Origin of the sequence: Cognatilysobacter tabacisoli, assembly GCF_003586305.1 — a bacterium.
GTDB lineage: Bacteria > Pseudomonadota > Gammaproteobacteria > Xanthomonadales > Xanthomonadaceae > Cognatilysobacter_A > Cognatilysobacter_A tabacisoli.
In genome coordinates this window covers 1,195,536-1,213,037 of record NZ_QXJI01000001.1, presented here as the reverse complement: position 1 = coordinate 1,213,037, position 17,502 = coordinate 1,195,536, and the positions used below count along the sequence as shown (strand labels likewise).

19 protein-coding genes and 1 pseudogene are annotated in these 17,502 nt (G+C 70.8%); 7 read left to right on the top strand and 13 right to left on the bottom strand.

From position 1 onward, the window contains the following. Positions 1-68 precede the first annotated feature (68 nt). From rlmB to D3A60_RS10195, 3 genes are all read left to right on the top strand, one after another. Positions 69-827 (top strand): 23S rRNA (guanosine(2251)-2'-O)-methyltransferase RlmB, encoded by a 759-nt coding sequence (gene rlmB / locus D3A60_RS10205; protein ID WP_119718553.1) that lies wholly within the window; start codon positions 69-71, stop codon positions 825-827. Between the two features lie 107 nt (positions 828-934). After that, complete coding sequence (gene sugE / locus D3A60_RS10200; protein WP_119718552.1) at positions 935-1,252, top strand: quaternary ammonium compound efflux SMR transporter SugE; 318 nt, start codon at positions 935-937, stop codon at positions 1,250-1,252. Between the two features lie 55 nt (positions 1,253-1,307). Then, entirely contained in the window at positions 1,308-1,979 is a 672-nt protein-coding gene (locus D3A60_RS10195) for a VTT domain-containing protein (protein WP_119718551.1), read from the top strand. Between the two features lie 30 nt (positions 1,980-2,009). On the opposite strand, the gene rnt is transcribed toward D3A60_RS10195, so the two are convergent. From rnt to pstS (D3A60_RS10145), 10 genes are all read right to left on the bottom strand, one after another. Beyond that, the gene (gene rnt, locus D3A60_RS10190) at positions 2,010-2,657 is read right to left on the bottom strand and encodes a ribonuclease T (protein WP_119718550.1); all 648 of its coding nucleotides are present in this window, start codon (positions 2,655-2,657) and stop codon (positions 2,010-2,012) included. A 65-nt stretch (positions 2,658-2,722) separates the two neighbouring features. Next, positions 2,723-3,490, bottom strand: coding sequence for an HvfC family RiPP maturation protein (locus tag D3A60_RS10185; RefSeq protein WP_119718549.1), 768 nt, complete (start codon positions 3,488-3,490; stop codon positions 2,723-2,725). Continuing rightward, positions 3,477-4,364 (bottom strand): HvfB family MNIO-type RiPP peptide maturase, encoded by an 888-nt coding sequence (locus D3A60_RS10180; protein WP_119718548.1) that lies wholly within the window; start codon positions 4,362-4,364, stop codon positions 3,477-3,479. Before D3A60_RS10180 ends, D3A60_RS10185 begins: the two co-directional genes overlap by 14 nt. 112 nt (positions 4,365-4,476) lie before the next feature. Continuing rightward, positions 4,477-4,893, bottom strand: coding sequence for an HvfA family oxazolone/thioamide-modified RiPP metallophore (locus D3A60_RS10175; protein WP_119718547.1), 417 nt, complete (start codon positions 4,891-4,893; stop codon positions 4,477-4,479). A 235-nt stretch (positions 4,894-5,128) separates the two neighbouring features. Further along, on the bottom strand, positions 5,129-5,845 hold the full coding sequence (phoU, locus tag D3A60_RS10170; RefSeq protein ID WP_119718546.1) for a phosphate signaling complex protein PhoU: 717 nt from the start codon (positions 5,843-5,845) through the stop codon (positions 5,129-5,131). 14 nt (positions 5,846-5,859) lie between these two features. Then, on the bottom strand, positions 5,860-6,678 hold the full coding sequence (gene pstB, locus D3A60_RS10165; RefSeq protein ID WP_119718545.1) for a phosphate ABC transporter ATP-binding protein PstB: 819 nt from the start codon (positions 6,676-6,678) through the stop codon (positions 5,860-5,862). Positions 6,679-6,697: 19 nt separating this feature from the next. After that, positions 6,698-7,564, bottom strand: a complete 867-nt coding sequence (pstA, locus tag D3A60_RS10160; RefSeq protein WP_119718544.1) for a phosphate ABC transporter permease PstA — start codon at positions 7,562-7,564, stop codon at positions 6,698-6,700. Next, entirely contained in the window at positions 7,564-8,535 is a 972-nt protein-coding gene (gene pstC, locus D3A60_RS10155) for a phosphate ABC transporter permease subunit PstC (RefSeq protein ID WP_119718543.1), read from the bottom strand. The genes pstA and pstC overlap by 1 nt, the downstream gene beginning before the upstream one ends. Positions 8,536-8,614: 79 nt before the next feature. After that, positions 8,615-9,706: a phosphate ABC transporter substrate-binding protein PstS gene (gene pstS / locus D3A60_RS10150; protein ID WP_119718542.1), complete on the bottom strand. Its 1,092-nt coding sequence runs from the start codon at positions 9,704-9,706 to the stop codon at positions 8,615-8,617. Positions 9,707-9,921: 215 nt separating this feature from the next. Continuing rightward, positions 9,922-10,941, bottom strand: a complete 1,020-nt coding sequence (gene pstS / locus D3A60_RS10145) for a phosphate ABC transporter substrate-binding protein PstS (protein WP_119718541.1) — start codon at positions 10,939-10,941, stop codon at positions 9,922-9,924. A 404-nt stretch (positions 10,942-11,345) separates the two neighbouring features. Between pstS (D3A60_RS10145) and D3A60_RS10140 the strand changes: the two genes are divergently transcribed. Continuing rightward, positions 11,346-12,641: a porin gene (locus tag D3A60_RS10140; RefSeq protein WP_119718540.1), complete on the top strand. Its 1,296-nt coding sequence runs from the start codon at positions 11,346-11,348 to the stop codon at positions 12,639-12,641. A gap of 65 nt (positions 12,642-12,706) precedes the next feature. On the opposite strand, the gene nth is transcribed toward D3A60_RS10140, so the two are convergent. The 3 genes from nth to D3A60_RS10125 form a co-directional block, all read right to left on the bottom strand. Further along, positions 12,707-13,327, bottom strand: a complete 621-nt coding sequence (gene nth / locus D3A60_RS10135; RefSeq protein ID WP_119719076.1) for an endonuclease III — start codon at positions 13,325-13,327, stop codon at positions 12,707-12,709. A 143-nt stretch (positions 13,328-13,470) separates the two neighbouring features. Continuing rightward, entirely contained in the window at positions 13,471-13,794 is a 324-nt protein-coding gene (locus D3A60_RS10130; RefSeq protein ID WP_119719075.1) for a hypothetical protein, read from the bottom strand. A 73-nt stretch (positions 13,795-13,867) separates the two neighbouring features. Further along, positions 13,868-14,650 carry an enoyl-CoA hydratase/isomerase family protein gene (locus D3A60_RS10125; RefSeq protein ID WP_119718539.1) on the bottom strand — a complete coding sequence of 261 codons (783 nt, stop codon included), beginning with the start codon at positions 14,648-14,650 and terminating at the stop codon, positions 13,868-13,870. Positions 14,651-14,905: 255 nt separating this feature from the next. Here D3A60_RS10125 and D3A60_RS10120 point away from each other — a divergent pair, with 255 nt between their 5' ends. The 3 genes and pseudogenes from D3A60_RS10120 (at position 14,906) to D3A60_RS10110 (ending at position 17,500) form a co-directional block, all read left to right on the top strand. Beyond that, entirely contained in the window at positions 14,906-15,610 is a 705-nt protein-coding gene (locus D3A60_RS10120; RefSeq protein ID WP_119718538.1) for an FKBP-type peptidyl-prolyl cis-trans isomerase N-terminal domain-containing protein, read from the top strand. Positions 15,611-15,737: 127 nt separating this feature from the next. After that, positions 15,738-16,564 (top strand): annotated as a pseudogene (locus tag D3A60_RS10115) (NUDIX hydrolase). Between the two features lie 87 nt (positions 16,565-16,651). Next, complete coding sequence (locus tag D3A60_RS10110) at positions 16,652-17,500, top strand: sulfurtransferase (protein ID WP_119718537.1); 849 nt, start codon at positions 16,652-16,654, stop codon at positions 17,498-17,500. The last annotated feature ends 2 nt before the right edge of the window (positions 17,501-17,502 follow it).

Sequence of the window (17,502 nt, the reverse complement as noted above, 5' to 3'; positions counted from 1 at the left end):
GGCGCCCGCGTGCGCCCCGGCCACGCGCCGCGCTGCCCGCGGCCGCCCAACCGGGCGATAATGGCGGCATGAGCGAAAAACACTGGATTGCCGGGATCAACGCGGTCTCGGCCGCGCTGCAGCACGACGCCGAACACGTTCGCGAGGTGCTGGTCGAGGCCGGGGCCAAGAACCCGCGCATCGCCGAGATCGAATCGCAGGCGCGCCGGCTCGAGATCGACGTGCGCCGCGTCGCCACGCAGGCGATCGACGGCGTGACCGGCGGCCTGCGCCACCAGGGCGTCGTCGCCCGCTACGCGGCGGCCAAGACCTACGGCGAGGCCGAGTTGCCGGCGCTGGTCGAAGCGGCGGAGGGCCGCGCGCTGGTGCTGATCCTCGACGGCGTGCAGGACCCGCACAACCTCGGCGCGTGCCTGCGCAGCGCCGCGGCCGCCGGCGTCACCGCGGTGGTCATACCCAAGGACAAGTCGGTGCAGGTCAACGCGACGGTTCGCAAGACCTCGGCCGGCGCGGCCGACAGCATCCCGGTGATCCCGGTGACCAACCTGGCCCGCACGATGCGCGACCTGCAGCAGCTCGGCGTGTGGCTGTATGGGCTGGCCGGCGAGGCGACCGCATCGATCTACGCGCTCGACCTGCGCGGCAACGTCGGGCTGGTGCTCGGCGGCGAGGGCGACGGCCTGCGTCGTCTGACCCGCGAGAACTGCGACCAGCTGGTGCAGATCCCGATGCCGGGCGGCGGCCACGTCGAAAGCCTCAACGTGTCGGTCGCCACCGGCGTGACCCTGTTCGAAGCGGTGCGCCAGCGCGGCCTCGCCGCGGGCTGACGGCCGCCGATCCGCGGCGGGGACGACCCCGCCGTCGCTGGTTTGCCCCGGGGACGACCCCGTGCAGCCGCGCCGCGCGATCCCGCGGGCGCGCATCGGAGGTGGCTATGGCGTGGGTGCTGCTGGTGGTCGCGGGCCTGTTCGAAGTCGGCTGGGCGATCGGACTGAAATACACCGAAGGATTCACCCGGCTGTGGCCCTCGGTGGCCACCGTGCTGGCGATGGTCGTCAGCCTCGGGCTGCTGGGCGTGGCGATGAAGACGTTGCCGGTCGGCACGGCGTACGCGGTGTGGGTCGGCGTCGGCGCCGTCGGCACCGTGATCCTCGGCATCGTGCTGTTCGACGAGCCAATGAACCTGCTGCGCGGCGTCAGCGTGCTGCTGATCGTCGCCGGGCTGGTCGGACTGAAGCTGGCGACGCCTTGAACGTCCGTTCGACCGTGCGTCAGCCGTTGGGCGCTCTTCCGGAGACGGCGCGGCGATGAGCGAGCGCCTGCCGGCGGCGAGCGTGCACTGGCGGCCGGTGCTCGCGGTCGTGCTCGGCCTCGCGCTGCTGATCACCGTGGTGTCGCTCGACGCCACCCACGACGCCCTGCATCGCCTGCTCGCCGCCGCCGAGCCGGTCATCCGCGCCCATCCGGTCGCCGGCGTGCTGGTGTTCGTGCTGCTGTCGGCGGCGTCGGCGCTGCTGGCGTTCTTCTCCAGCGCGCTGCTGGTGCCGGTGGCGGTCTACACCTGGGGCGCGTGGCCGACGATGGGGCTGCTGTGGCTGGGCTGGCTGCTCGGGGGCCTGACCACGTACGGGGTGGGGCGCTGGTTGCGGCGGCCGCTGGTGCATTCGACGCGCGCCGCGCGGCTGGTCGACGCGTACGCCGAGCGGCTCCCGGAGCATGCGCAGTTCCCGCTGGTGCTGCTGCTGCAGTTTGCGCTGCCGTCGGAGGTGCCCGGCTACCTGTGCGGCCTGCTCGGCGTGCGCTTCCGGGTGTATTTCGCGGCGCTCGCGGTGGCCGAGCTGCCGTACGCGGCGGGCACCGTGCTGCTCGGCGAGGGCGTCGTCGAGCAGCGCGCCGGGCTGCTCGTGGCGCTGGGCGCGCTGGCGCTGGCCGCCGGTCTGGTCGCTACGTGGCTGCTGCGGCGCCGGCTGCGGCGCTGAGTCTGCGCCGGGGGCTTCGTTCGCGACGACTCACTGCGCCGGCGGCACGCTCGACCACGCGTTGACGATCCGGCAGAACAGCTGCGCGGTGCGTTCGGTGTCGTACACCGCCGAATGCGCCTGCGCGCCGTCCCACTCGAGCCCCGCCGCGTGCACCGCGCGCGCGAGCACGGTCTGGCCGTAGGCGACGCCGGCCAGCGTGACCGTGTCGAACACGCTGAACGGGTGGAACGGATTGCGCTTGTGGCCGCTGCGCGCGACCGCGGCGTTGAGGAAGTTCAGGTCGAAGTGCGCGTTGTGGCCGACCAGGATCGCGCGTTGGCAGCCGTGCCGCTTGCAGGCCTCGCGCACCGGGCCGAACACGCGGTCGAGCGCGATCCGCTCGGGCTTGGCGTCGCGGAACGGGTGGTCGAGGTCGATGCCGGTGACCTCCAGCGACTTCGGATCGATCTCGGTGCCCGGGGCCGGCACGACGTGCGAGCTGGTGATCTCGCCGACGAACAGGCGCCCGGCGCTGTCGATGTCGATCGGCGCGACGGCGATCTCGAGCAGGGCGTGCCGGTTCCAGTCGAAGCCGCCGGTTTCGACGTCGACCACGACCGGGAGGAAACCGCGGAAGCGCGTGGCCAGTGGGGACGGCGAAGCGACGGCAAGGGTGGGATCGGCGACGGGATGCATCCGCCCAGACTAGCAGACGGGTCCCGTGCGACGCGGCGGTGGCGAGCGCCGGGCGCGTGTCGCGATCAGGCGGCCGGCACGGTTCCGAGCACGACGCCGGTCGCGCGCATCTGCGCGAGCAGCGGCTGCCCCTGGGCGACGAAGGCGTCCGCGTCACCCGCGGCAGCTTCGGCCGCCAGCCCGAGCAATTGCGCGCGCCCGGTCAGCGTCGGTGCCTCGCCGAGACGCTGAACCAGCCGGAACGCCAGTGGGCTCAGTTCGGAGAAGCGCACGCTGCCGTCCGGTTCGCGGCGCAGCAGCAGCAGCGTCGGCGAAGGCGGCGGCGACGCGGGCCGGTAGTCCGGGCCGAGCCGCTGCACCGGCCACGTGTACGCCAGCGGCCACGCCAGCGGCGACAGGACCGGCACGCCGTCGAGCACGTCGCCTTCCGGGTCGTGCGCGACGTCGCCGGGCCGCGCCTCGGCGATCTGCAGCGCGAGCTCGACCCACTCGTAGTGGGCCAGTTCGGCCAGGAACGGCGGGCCCACATCGGGATGGGCGTCGATGAAGCGCAGGAACTCGCGGCCGATCTCGGGGAACAGCGGCGTCTGGCTGCGGTGCTCGCGGTAGAACGCCCGCACCAGCGTCGGCCACTCGTCGCCGTACAGCGCGCGGATCACCGGAAAATTGCCGGCCAGCAGCGTCGAGATGTTGTTGAACAGCAGGTCGCGGTAGACCTGCAGGCGCCGTTCCTCCCAGCCGGCCGGCGCGGGCGACGCGGCCGGATCGCGCAGGTGGCGGGTCAGCGCGAACTGCTGCGCGCGCAGCGTGGCCGGGGCGTCAGGCGCGGGCATCGGCTCGCGGCTGCGCGCGATCGTTTGAGTAATCGTGCAGCAGCGCACGCACGGTGCCGAGTTCGCCGACCAGTTCGGCGTACGGCGGGAGGTTGAAGTCGCGCTCGAGCAGGGTGGGCCGCGCGCCGAAGCGCCGGTAGGCCGATGCGAGCAGGGCCCACACGGCGTCCTTCACCGGCGCGCCGTGCGTGTCGACCTTGAGGTCGTCGGCCTCGTCGTAATGGCCTGCCACGTGGATGTAGGCGATCCGCTGCGCCGGCAGCGCCGCCAGGAAGGCCTCCGCGTCGTAGCGCTGGTTGACCGCGTTGACGTAGACGTTGTTGACGTCGAGCAGCAGGTCGCAGTCGGCCTCGGCCAGCACCGCATTGATGAAGTCGATCTCGCTCAGCGCCTGCTGGTGCGCGGCCACCGGCGCGGCGGCGTAGTAGGAGGCGTTCTCGACCGCGATGCGGCGGCCGACGATGTCCTGCGCCTGGCGGATGCGCGCGGCGACGTGGTACACGGCCTCGTCGGTGAACGGAATCGGCAGCAGGTCGTACAGGTGGCCGTCGTCGCTGCAGTAGCTCAGGTGTTCGCTGTAGAGCGGCACGCGGTGGCGGTCGAGGAAGCGGCGCACGCGCGCCAGGAACGTCTCGTCGAGCGGTTCGACCCCGCCGAGCGACAGCGACAGGCCGTGGCAGACGAGCGGCACGCGCGCGGACAGCGCCTCGAGCGCATCGCCGAAGCGCCCGCCGACGCCGATCCAGTTTTCCGGCGCGCATTCGAGGAAATCGAAATCCCCGGCCGGCGCCGTGTGCAGCGCGTCGACGAGCGCGCGCCGCAGGCCGAGGCCGGCACTGGCCGCGGGCAGGGGAAGCGGGCGGACGTCGCTCATCGCGTCAGGCCCGACGCGGTCGCAACACTGGACCAGGCCCCGGCGGACGGCGCAGGCGCCGTCCCCGGGTGGCAGCGGACGTGTGCGCTACCGGTCATGCGCAGGGGGGGGGTCAGGACCCCATGCCGCCGCACTTGCCTTCGCCGCACTTGCCTTCCATCGCGGCCTTCGGCTTGTCGCCGGACTTGGCGGCGTGCGCGGCCTTCATCTCGGCATCGGTGATGAAGCCGTCCTTGTCGGCGTCGTAGGAGGCGAACTTGCTGCCGTCGCCCTTGTGCGCGGCGGCGAACTCGGTGGCCGATAGCTTGCCGTCCTTGTCGGTGTCCATCTTCGACATGCCGCACTTGCCTTCGCCGCACTTGCCTTCACCGCACTTGCCTTCGGTGGTCTTCTCGCCGTGGTGCGAGGCGCTCAGCAGGTAGCCCTGGCCGAGGTCGCTCATCGCAAAGGCAGACGCCGACAGCGCGAGGCCGCCGACCAGCGCGGCGCCGACGGCGAGGGCAACGGGTTTGTTGTTGTGCTTGGACATGGTGGTGCGCTCCTGGTGGCGGGGCGGGCGGGGGCCCGCGCGTTGACGGTGGCCGGGGTGCCGGCGCCCGCGTGGCTTGCAGCCGGGGCCGACACCGGCGCCCGGACGCGCAAGGATCGCGCGTCGCGGCGCGCAATGCACCTGCCAGGAGTCAGCGCTCGCGTGAACGGTGGGCCGCGGTACATCGCGGGCGGGCGCTTAACCGTTTATTCACGCCGCGCGGGGCGGCGCGCGCTCACGCGCCGGGCGGCGCGGTGATGCTGCTGTCGTCGCGCTTCTCGCGCGGCGGCAGCGGGTCCTCGCCGCGTACGAGGAACCACACGTTCTCGGCGATGTTGGTGGCGTGGTCGCCGATCCGCTCGATGTTCTTGGCCATGAACAGCAGGTGCGTGCACGGGGTGATGCTGCGCGCGTCCTCCATCATGTAGGTCAGCAGCTCGCGGAACAGGCCGGTGTAGGCCACGTCGATCTCGGCGTCGCGCGCGCGCACGCGCTGGGCGACCTCGACGTCGCCGTCGCGGTACGCCGCCAGCACGTCGCGCAGCTGCTTGACCGCAAGCGTTCCGAGCGCGTGCAGGCCGGCGATGTGCGGCAGCGGCGGCGCCAGGTTCAGCGCGGTGGAGCGCTTGGCCACGTTGGCGGCGTAGTCGCCGACGCGCTCGATGTCGGCCGCGATGCGGATCGCCGCCAGGATCTCGCGCAGGTCGCGCGCCATCGGGCCACGAAGCGCCAGCTTCATGACGTCGTGGCTGATCTCGTGCTCCAGCGTGTCGATCGCCTCGTCGTTGGCGATGATCCGCTCGGCGGCCTTGTCGTCGCGGCGCTGGACCACGTCGAGCGCGGCCTCGAGCTGCGCGGCGGCCATCTCGCCCATGCGCAGGGTTTCGTTGAGCAGGCGGCGCTGCTCGTCGTCGTAGCTCTTCACGATGTGGTCGTGCATGGGGGTGCTCATGGTGTGTGGGTCCGTCAGCCGAAGCGACCGGTGATGTAGTCCTCGGTCTGCTGCTTGTCCGGGTTCGAGAAGATCTTGTCGGTCGGGCCGTGCTCGATCAGGTCCCCCAGGTACATGAAGGCGGTGTAGTCGGACACGCGCGCGGCCTGCTGCATGTTGTGGGTCACGATCGCGATCGTGTACGACTTCTTCAGCTCCTCGATCAGCTGCTCGATGCGGCTGGTCGAGATCGGATCCAGCGCCGAGGTCGGCTCGTCGAGCAGCAGCACGTCGGGCTTGAGCGCCACCGCGCGCGCGATGCACAGGCGCTGCTGCTGGCCGCCGGACAGGCCGAGCGCGGTCTGGCCGAGCTTGTCCTTGACCTCGTCCCACAGCGCGCCCTGGCGGAGCGCCAGTTCGACCCGCTCGGCCATCTCGGCCTTCGACAGGCGCTCGTGGTGGCGGATGCCGTAAGCGACGTTCTCGAAGATCGTCATCGGGAACGGCACCGGCTTCTGGAACACCATGCCGACCTTGCTGCGCAGCCGGCTCATCGGGTACTTCGGGTCGAGCACGTTCTGCCCGTCCAGCAGTACTTCGCCGCGGGCTTCCTGCTTGGCGTACAGCGCGTAGATGCGGTTGAACACGCGCAGCAGGGTCGACTTGCCGCAGCCCGACGGCCCGATCAGCGCGGTGACGCGCTTCTCGGGAATCTCCAGGTTGATGCCCTTGAGCGCGTGGAACTTGTCGTAGTAGAAGTCCAGCCCGCGCGCGGCCAGCTTCGCCTGCGAGGCCGGGGAGGGCACCGCGGCGTCGCGCGTCGGGGTGGCGATGGTGAGGCGGGCGTCGTTCATGGCCGGCGTCCAGGTCAGGTTAGTCATGGGTCATCTTGTTGCGCAGCACGATCGCGCGCGCGGCCAGGCTCACAAGCAGCACGAACAGGGTCAGCACGAAGGCACCGGCCCAGGCCAGCGTGTGCCAGGTTTCGTACGGGCTCATCGCGTACTGGAAGATCACCACCGGCACGTTCGCCATCGGCGCGAGCACGTCGGTCGTCCAGTACTGGTTGTTCAACGCGGTGAACAGCAGCGGCGCGGTCTCGCCGGAAATGCGGGCCAGCGCCAGCAGGATGCCAGTGACGATGCCGGGCAGCGAGGAGCGGTACAGCACCTGCACCGTGACCTTCCACTGCGGCACGCCCAGCGACAGCGCGGCCTCGCGCATCTGCACCGGCACCAGCCGCAGCATCTCGTCGGTGGTGCGCACGACCACCGGCAGCACGATGAACGCCAGCGCGATCGCGCCGGCCAGCGCCGAGAAGTGGCCCATCTGCGCGACCACCAGCGTGTAGACGAACAGGCCCAGCACGATCGACGGCGCCGACAGCAGGATGTCGTTGATGAAGCGGACGGTCTCGCCGATCCAGGACTTCTGCGAGTACTCCGCCAGGTAGGTGCCGGCGAGCACGCCGATCGGCGCGCCGAACGCGATGCCGAGCAGGCTCATCAGCGCGCTGCCGAAGAACGCGTTGAGCATGCCGCCTTCGTCGCCGGGCGGCGGCGTCATCTGGGTGAACAGATCGAGGTTGATCGAAGCCAGGCCCTTGCTCAGCGTGGTCCAGACGATCCAGACCAGCCAGAACAGGCCGAACACGGTGGCCAGCACGGCAAGCGCCTGGGCGATGAGGTTCTTGGCGCGGCGCCAGCCGTACAGGCGCGCGTTGCCGGTCATGGCGGCCATCAGTTGCCCTCCTTCTTCGCCAGCTGGCGCAGCATCAGGCGCGCGATCGTCAGCACGACGAACGTCACCAGGAACAGCACGAAGCCCAGCGCGATCAGCGACGACAGGTACATTGGCGAGTCAGCCTCGGCAAACTCGTTGGCGATCGTCGCGGCGATCGAGTTGCCCGGCTCCAGCAGCGACGTGGTCAGCCGGTGCGCGTTGCCGAGCACGAACGTCACCGCCATCGTTTCGCCCAGCGCGCGGCCCAGGCCGAGGAAGATGCCGCCGATCACCGCCGAGCGCGTGTAGGGCAGCACCACGTCCCACATCACTTCCCAGCGCGTCGAGCCGAGCGCGTACGCCGACTCCTTCAGCCGGCCTGGCACGGTCAGGAACACCTCGCGCATGACCGAGGAGATGAACGGGATCACCATGATCGCCAGCACCAGGCCGGCGGTGCCCATGCCCAGGCCGAGCGGCGGGCCGGAGAACAGCGCGCCGACGAGCGGCCACTGGCCGAGGTTCTCGTCGACCCACGGGTACACGTGCTCGGCCAGCACCGGCACCAGCACGAACAGGCCCCACATGCCGTAGATGATCGACGGGATGCCGGCGAGCAGCTCGATCGCCGCGCCGACCGGCCCGCGCAGCCACTTCGGCGCGATCTCGGTCAGGAACATCGCGATGCCGAAGCTGACCGGCACGGCGATGACCATCGCCAGCAGCGCGGTGACGAGGGTGCCGTAGATCGGCACCAGCGCGCCGAAGTCCTGCATGACCGGGTCCCAGGCGTCGCGCCACAGGAACTCCAGCCCGAACTTGGCGAACGCGTCGCGCCCGCCCCACAGCATCGAGAACGCGGCGGCGAACAGCGACACCAGCACGAACAGGCCGGCGGCGGTGACGAGCCAGCGGAAGCCGCGCTCGGCGCGCATGTCGCGGGCGTTGCGCGCCTCGAGCGCGTCGGTGGTGAGGACGGTGGCGTTCATGCGGGTCCGGTGGGCTCGGTGCGATCGCGCCGCGCAGGCCTTGCGGCGTGCGCGGCGCGGCGTCGTGGGTCGAAGGGGCTTACTTGAACTCGGCGGCCCAGTACGCCTCGACCTGCGCGACCAGCGCCGGCGGCAGCGGCACGTAGTGCAGCGCCTCGGCCTGCGGCGCCCCGTTCTCGAGCGACCACTTGAAGAACGCCAGCGCGGCGGCGCTGCGCTGCGGGTCCTTCGGCTGCTTGTACATCAGGATGAAGTTGGTGGCGGCGATCGGCCAGGACTGCTCGCCCGGCGCGTTGGTGATCACCAGGTTGAAGTCCTTGGCGTTGGTCCAGTCGGCGGTCGCGGCGGCGGCCTGGAACGCCGCGACGCTGGGCTGCACGAACTGCCCGGCGGCGTTCTGCACCTGCGTGTGCGCCATCGCGTTCTCGGTGGCGTACGCCAGCTCGACGTAGCCGATCGAGCCCTTGATCTGCTTCACGTACGCGGCGACGCCTTCGTTGCCCTTGCCACCGATGCCGGTCGGCCACTTCACCGAGGTGCCTTCGCCGATCGTGTCCTTCCACTCCGGGCTGACCTTCGACAGGTAGTTGACCCAGTTGAAGGTGGTGCCCGAGCCGTCCGAGCGGTGCACGACGTTGATCTTCGACGCCGGCAGCGGCACGCCGGGGTTCAGCGCGGCGATCGCCGGCGCGTTCCAGGTGGTGATCTTGCCAAGGTAGATGTCGGCGATGACCGGCCCGGTCAGGCGCAGCTGGCCGGGGGCGATGCCATCGACGTTGACCACGGGCACGACGCCACCGATCGCCGACGGGAACTGGCCCAGACCCGCCGCGGCGAGCTCTTCGGACGGCAGCGGCTTGTCGGACGAACCGAAGTCCACGGTGCCGGCCTTGATCTGCGCGATGCCGCCGCCGGAGCCGATCGACTGGTAGTTGACCTTGTTGCCGGTGGCCTTGTTGTACTCGTCGGACCACTTCGAAAGCAGCGGGTAGATGAACGTGGCGCCCGCACCGGTGATCTCCGCGGCCACCCGGTCGCCCGCCGGAGCGCCCGGCAACGGCGCGCCTGCGCCCGCCGCGGTCGGCGGCGAGTTGTCGGAGCCGCCGCAGGCGGCGAGACCGAGGCTGATCGAGACGGCGATAGCGGCGAGGCGGAGCGCGGAAGCGGTCATGGCGGGATCCCGGTGCAGGCCGACGCGGGTCGTCGGAACGGGGCCATGATGTGGCGCTTTTGTTACATGCCCATGACACGCCGGACCCGTGGCCGATCAGTCACTTGGGTCCGCGCAAATGAAAAAGCGCGGGCCTGGGGGCCCGCGCCTGGAGACACACCGGACGCGACGGAGAGAGGGGCCGCGCCCGGCCGGCGGCGTCCTGCCGCCCCTGCTCAGAACTTGAAGTTGGCGGCCCAGTAGGCCTCGACCTGCTGGGTCAGCGTGTCCGGCAGCGGCACGTAGTCGAGCGACTTGGCCTGCGCGTCGCCGTTGGCGTACGCCCAGCGGAAGAACTCCAGCGCGGCCTTCGAGCGCGCGGCGTCCTTGGGCTTCTTGTGCATCAGGATGAAGTTGGTCGCAGCCACCGGCCACGCGTTCTGGCCCGGCGCATTGGTCATCACCAGGAAGAAGTCCTTGGCCTTGGTCCAGTCCGCGCTGGCGGCGGCGGCCTGGAAGGTCTCGTCGCTCGGGTTGACGTAGTTGCCGGCGGCGTTCTTCAGGCGCGTGTACGCCATCTTGTTCTGCAGCGCGTACGACAGCTCGACGTAGCCGATGCCGCCCTTGATCTGCTTCACGTACGCGGCGACGCCTTCGTTGCCCTTGCCGCCGACGCCGACCGGCCACTTCACCGAGGTGCCTTCGCCGACCTTGGCCTTCCATTCCGGGCTGACCTTGGACAGGTAGTTGACCCAGTTGAACGTCGTGCCCGAGCCGTCCGAGCGGTGGACCACGGTGATCTTCTGCGCGGGCAGCGCGACGCCACCGTTGAGCGCGACGATGCGCGGGTCGTTCCACATCGTGATCTTGCCGAGGAAGATGTCGGCCAGCACGTCCGCATCGAACTTCATCGCGCCGGCCTTGACGCCGGCGATGTTGACCACCGGCACCACGCCGCCGATCGCGGACGGGAACTGGGCCAGGCCCGAGGCCTTGAGCTCCTCCGGCGGCAGCGGCTTGTCCGACGAGCCGAAGTCGACCGTCTTGGCCTTGATCTGCGCGATGCCGCCGCCCGAACCGATCGACTGGTAGTTGATCTTGTTGCCGGTGGCCTGCGAGTAGTCGGCCGACCACTTCGACAGCAGCGGGTAGATGAACGTCGCGCCGGCGCCGGTGATGTCGGCGGCCTGGGCGGAGAAGGCGAGCGAGCCCGCCACGGCGAGCGTCGCGACGCGGAGCTTGATCGAGTTGAGCACGGAGAACTCCTGGGAATGGGATACGGCGGTGCGCGGGAGATCCCGCTCGGCGCCATTCCATAACCGCGGGATGACAGGGGCATGTTCGGCCGGTGACAGGCCGGTGACAGCGGCGACGGCGCGCGTTCGGGGCGCCGGTGCACGCCGCCGCCGGCGCGCGGCGGCGGCGAAGTCATCGTCGCGTCGCAGTGGGCGGACACACTCGGGCCGTGCGGCGCCAACGCGCCCGCGGCGGACGGGGGCGAGCGGTCGTATCCGACTGTCATCGGACCGTCACACGCATCACACCGCGCTGTCAGAATCAGCGCCCACGCTGTGCCCGATTCACGGACGCTTAACGCTTGCCCCGCGCAGCCCGATCGCCGTGTCGCCGTCGCCTTTCACCTACCCATAGGGAATCCGTCATGCGTTATTCCGTTCTCGCCGTCGCGCTCGCGGCCGCCGTCACCAGCCTCGGCGTCAATGCGCAGTCCGCCGACAGCCAGGAGCTGGCTGCCCTCAAGCAGCAGCTGGCCGAACTGCAGGCCAAGGTGCTGGAGCTCGAGGAGCGCACCGACGCCCAGTCGGCGGTCAACGTCGACACCGCCGAGGCGCTCGACAAGGCCACCGTCGGCGCGACCAAGGTCGAGACCAAGGGCGGCATCAAGGTGACGTCCGCCGACGGCAACTTCGAGGCCAACGTCGGCGGCCGCATCCACTTCGATGGCTACCTGTTCGACCGCGACCTGGCCAACACCACCGGCACGACCGAGTTCCGCCGCACGCGCCTGACCCTGTCGGGCAAGGCGTTCGGCTGGGAGTACAAGGTCGAGAACGACTTCTCCGGCAGCTCGCCGACCGACGGCTACCGCGACGTGTTCATCGCCAAGAGCGCGCTGGGCGGCAAGTTCACGATCGGCCACTTCAAGCCGTACCGCTCGATGGAGGAGCTGACCAGCTCCAACGAGATCACGATGATGGAGCGCCCGTTTGCGTCGGCGACCGGCATCTACAACGGTCGCCAGTTCGCACAGGGCATCGGCTACCTGCGCTCGGGCGGCAACTACACCGTCGGCGTTACCGGCTTCAACCTGCGCAACGCCGCCGGCCCGCGGAACGAGGGCGTCGGCGCGTCGGCGCGCGTCACGTTCGCGCCGATCAACAACGAGACCAGCACGTTGCACTTCGGCGTGTCCGGCAGCACCGAAAACCTCAACAAGGACTCGGCCACCGTCACCGCCGTGGCCAACTACGCCGGCCGCCGCGGCCCGTCGCAGACGATCGCGACCACGACCGCCGCCAGCGGCGATTCGGTCGAGACGGTCGGGCTGGAGTTCGCTGGCGCGTTCGGGCCGGCCTTCTTCCAGTCCGAGTACGCCAATGCCACGTTCAACGCGCCGCTGGGCCGCGACCGCGAGGTCGAGACCTACTACGTGATGGGCAGCTACATGCTCAACGGCGGCCACCGCGTCTACAAGCCGGCCACCGGCGTGTTCGGCGCGCCGAAGGTCACCGACAAGGGCCTGTGGGAGCTGACCGCGCGCTACGACTCGATCGAGAACAAGGACGTCGCCGGCCTCGAGGCCACGTCGACGACGCTCGGCCTGAACTACTACATCAACCCGAACGTGCGCCTGATGTTCAACTACACCCAGGGCGAGAACGAAGTCACCGGCGACGAGACCGGCCAGTACGCGGTGCGTACGCAGTTCAGCTTCTAAAGCGCCGAAGCCCGTGCGACATGCGCGCCCCCGGTCGTCAGGCCGGGGGCGCTTTCGTTGGGCGGTCAGTCCGGATCGCCCGACGTCTTGTCCTTGAACCGGCACAGGTCGCGGATCACGCAGTGCGGGCAGTCCGGCTTGCGCGCCTTGCACACGTAGCGCCCGTGCAGGATCAGCCAGTGATGCGCGTCGAGCAGGTACGCCGCCGGCACCGCCTTCATCAGCGCGTCCTCGACCGCGCGCACCGTCTTGCCAAGCGCCAGCCCGGTGCGGTTGGCCACGCGGAAGATGTGCGTGTCGACGGCCATCGCCGGCTCGCCGAAGGCGGTGTTCAGCACGACGTTGGCGGTCTTGCGGCCCACGCCCGGCAGCGCCTCGAGCGCGGCGCGGTCGCGCGGCACTTCGCCGCCGTGGTGCTCGAGCAGCCGCTGCGCGGCGGCGACCACGTTCGCGGCCTTGGTGTTGAACAGCCCGATGGTCGCGATGTAAGGCTTCAGTCCGTCGACCCCCAGCGCGGCGATCGCCGCCGGCGTGTTCGCGACCGGGAACAGCTTGCGCGTCGCCTTGTTGACGCCGACGTCGGTCGATTGCGCCGACAGCGCGACCGCGACCAGCAGCTCGTATGGCGTCGAGTACTCCAGCTCGGTCTTCGGTGCCGGGTTCAGCGCCTGCAGTCGCGCGAACATCTCGGCGGCTTCGTCCGGGCGCAGGCGACCCGGGCGGCGCGGGGTCGCCGCCTTCGCGGCGCCGGCCCGCGGCGCAGTGCCGCCGGTGCGGGCCGGGCGGGGCGCCGACGTGCGTGGCTTCGCGCCGCGTGCGCCGCCGCGGGTCACGGTGTGTGCCGTCCCGCCGCGCGCGCCTTGGCGCGGGCGAGGGCGGCCGCGGCGGCGCCGGACAGCGCGGGCGCGGTCGGGCCCGCTGCAGCTGTCGTCGCGGGAGCGCCGCGGCGGGCGTCGCGTTCGGCCGCGCGTCGAGCCAGGCGCTCGGCGCGCGCACGGTAGCGCTCGCGCGCGGCCAGCGCGTCACGGCGCTGTTGGCGGATCCGCTCGACGCGCGCGCGACAGTCGGCGTCGCACGCCGGGCATGGGGCGGCCGTCAGCAGGCCGAGCGAGAGCGCCGCATCGACGTCGTCGCGGCCCAGCGCATCGGCAATGCGGTGGTAGACGTCCCCCTCGCCGCTGGCGCAGCCGCAGGGGCACGGCGTCGTCGCATTCGGGCCCACCGGTCTACTCGCCGCTAAACGCCGGCTTGCGCCGCTCGAGGAACGCCGCCGTGCCTTCGCGCATGTCGGCCGTCGAGAACACCAGGCCGAACTGCGCCGATTCGTACTCGAGGCCTTCCTCGAGCCCGACTTCGCCGCCGACGTTGATGCAGTCGATCATGCCGCGCAGCGCCAGCGGCGCGGCGGCGGCGAGCTGTTCGGCCAGCTTCAGCGTCTCGGTCTCCAGTTCAGCGGCCGGGACGACGCGGTTGACGATGCCGAGCGCATGCGCGCGTGCCGCGTCGATCGGCGCCCCGACCAGGCACAGCTCCAGCGTCGCCGCGCGGCCGGCGAGCCGCAGCAGCCGCTGGGTGCCGCCGAAGCCCGGGATCAGTCCGAGGTTGATTTCCGGCTGGCCGACCTTCGCCGTGTCGGCCGCCACGCGCAGGTGGCAGCACATCGCCAGTTCGAGCCCACCGCCGAGCGCGAACCCGTTGATCATCGCGATCACCGGCTTCGGCAGCTTCTCGACGCGGCGCATCATCCGCTGGCCGCGCTGCGAGAAATCGCGCCCCTGCACCGGCGTCAGCCCGTTCATTTCGGCGATGTCAGCGCCGGCGACGAACGCCTTCGGCCCGGATCCGGTCAGCACCACCGCGCGCACCGACGGATCGGCGCCGGCGTCGGCGAACGCGGCGGCGAGCGCGTCCAGCGTCGCGGCGTTGAGCGCGTTCAGCTTGTCGGGTCGGTTCACGGTGATCACGCGGACGGCGCCGCGGTCTTCGATCAGCAGCGGGGAATCGGTCATGGGCGGGGCAGGGCTCCGGCGCGACGTGCGCGCGCTGTGGCGGGTTGGGAACTCGCCCGTGCCGACGCGGTCTGAGCCGTTGGCGTCAGTAGCGGTTAAGGGCGGGCGCCGCTATCCTACCGCGTCCTTCCGGACCCCCGGATCGACGCAACAATCGGGACAGTCGAGCGCTGTCGCGACGGGTTGCCGGAGGCCTCGGCCTTCCCCCGTCGACTCGGCAGGCTGTCTTTGTGCCACTACCGGAGGTTCCACTTAATGAAGTTGCGTTTGATTGCCGTCGCCGTGGCGGCGTTTGCACTGGCCGCCGGCAGCGCCGTCGCACAGGACACCTCGTCGGAGAAGGGCAAGCTGAGCTACGCGCTCGGCTATGACCACGGCGTCAAGCTCGCCGAATTGGCCGCCCGTGGCGAACAGCTCGACCCCGCGTCGGTGTCCAAGGGCATCCAGGACGCGATGGCGAAGAAGCAGCCGACCGTTCCGGCCGACCAGCTGCGCCCGGTGTTCGAGAACTTCCAGAAGCGCGAGCAGGCCCGCGCGCAGAAGGCCAAGGCCGACTGGGACAAGGCCGCCGCCGCCAACAAGACCAAGAGCGACGCGTTCGTGGCCACCAACAAGGGCAAGCCGGGCGTGAAGTCGCTGCCCAGCGGCGTCCAGTACCGCGTGATCGAGAACGGCACCGGCGCCAAGCCGGCCGCCGCGAGCACCGTGAAGCTGGAAGTGGCTGGCCCGTTCCTGTGGGGCGAGCGCCCGACGCCGGCGCGTCCGGCCCAGCCGACCCCGGAGATCAAGCTGAGCGAGATCGAGATGCCGGCGATGCGGGAAGTCCTGCAGCAGATGCCGGCCGGCTCGAAGTGGGAGGTGACGCTGCCGGCCGATAAGGCCTACGGCGCCGACCCGAGCCTGCCGTTCCCGCCGAATGCGGCCGTGCAGTTCGAGATCAAGCTGGTCAGCGTCAAGTAAGTCCGGCACCATGCGTCAAGGATTGAGCCGGCAGAGTCCGGCTCAATTTTTTTGTGGCGTCGTCCGGTCGGGCGCGCCGTTCGTGGTTCGCAGGCGCTCGCTTGGCGACGCCGTTGCTGGAAGTCCGATGCTCTCTCCCTACCGCGCCGTCCTCAGCCCCTGCATCGGTGTGTGCACGATCGCCGATGACGGCCTGTGCGGCGGCTGCCACCGCACGACGTCCGAGATCGCGCGCTGGTCGCAGATGGACGACAACGAACGGCTGCGGCTGATGGAGTCGGTGCTCCCGGAGCGCGAGTCGCGCCGCGGGTGAACGGTTCGACCGACGAGCTGCTGCTGCGCGATGCGCGCCGCATCGCGTCCTCGTTGCACCGGCTCGACGCGCCGCCGGAGGGAGTCGGCTGGAACGTCGGCGAGGTCGACGATTTCCTGACGCCGGACGTGGCGCTGACCGAGGCGGCCGTGCTGGTCGGCCTCGTCCCGCGCGAACACGGCCTGGCCGTGCTGCTCACGCGGCGCACCGACGCGCTGCGCAACCACGCCGGCCAGGTCAGCTTTCCCGGCGGGCGCGTGGAGGCCGACGACGGCGACGCGGTGCAGGCGGCATTGCGCGAAACCCACGAGGAAGTCGGCATCGCCGCGCCCCTGATCGACCCGCTGGGCTTCCTCGATCCGCTGGTCACGGTGACCGGGTTCCGGGTGCTCCCGGTCGTCGCGGCGGTGCGGCCGGACTACATCGCCACGCCCGACCCGGCCGAAGTGGCCGCGGTCTTCGAGCTGCCGCTCGCCTTCCTGCTGGCGCCCGACAGCCTGCTCGCGCACGACATCGAGTTCCGCGGCCGGCCCCGCCGCGTGCACGAGTACGTCGCCCACGACCACGCGCCCGGTCAGCGTATCTGGGGCGTGACCGCGTCGATCCTGTTCAACCTGCGCCAGCGGCTCGGCCTGGACTGACGGCTCCGACCGATCACGGGGGAGGCGGTGAAGCCGCGCGCGCATCCGACCTGTCACCATGCCGTCGTTAACAGCGGAGACGACGCCATGCCCGGATGGACCAACCTCGTACAGGCCGAAACGCTGGGCGTTGCGCTCGGGCGATCCGACATCGCGATCGTCGATTGTCGGTCGTCGCTGATCAATCCCGCGGCGGGCGAGATGGCCTACCTCGAAGGCCACATTCCCGGCGCCGTGTTCGCTTCGCTCGACCGCGACCTCTCGGACATGACGCGCACCGGCGCCGGCCGCCACCCGTGGCCCAGCGCCGCGAGGTTCACCGCGCGCCTGGGCGATTGGGGCATCACGCCGCAGCACCAGGTGGTGGCCTACGACGGCGGCGACGGCGCGTATGCGGCCCGCCTGTGGTTCCTGATGCGCGCGCTTGGGCACGAGAAGGTGGCGGTGCTCGACGGCGGCTGGCTGCGCTGGACCGCGCTGTCGCTGCCGGTCGACACGCACGTGCGCAAGCCGGTGCCGGCGCGCTATGCCGGCGCGTTCGACGCGGCGAGGCTGCTCGACGCCGAACAGGTGCAGCAGCGGCTCGCCGCCGGGGCGCTGCTGGTCGACGCCCGCGCCGCGGACCGCTTCCGCGGCGAGAACGAGATGATCGACCGGGTGGCCGGCCACGTGCCGGGCGCGATCAGTCGCCCGTTCGCCGAAAACCTCGTCGACGGCCGCTTCAAGCCGCCGGCGCAACTGGCTGACGAGTTCCGCGCGCTGCTCGGCGGTCGCCCGGCCGAAGAGGCCATCGTCATGTGCGGCTCGGGCGTGACCGCCTGCCACCATCTGCTGGCCATGGAGCGCGCCGGCATCAAGGGCGCGCAGCTGTTCACCGGCTCGTGGAGCGGCTGGATCGCCGATCCCGCCCGACCGGTGGCGACCGGCGAAGCCTGACG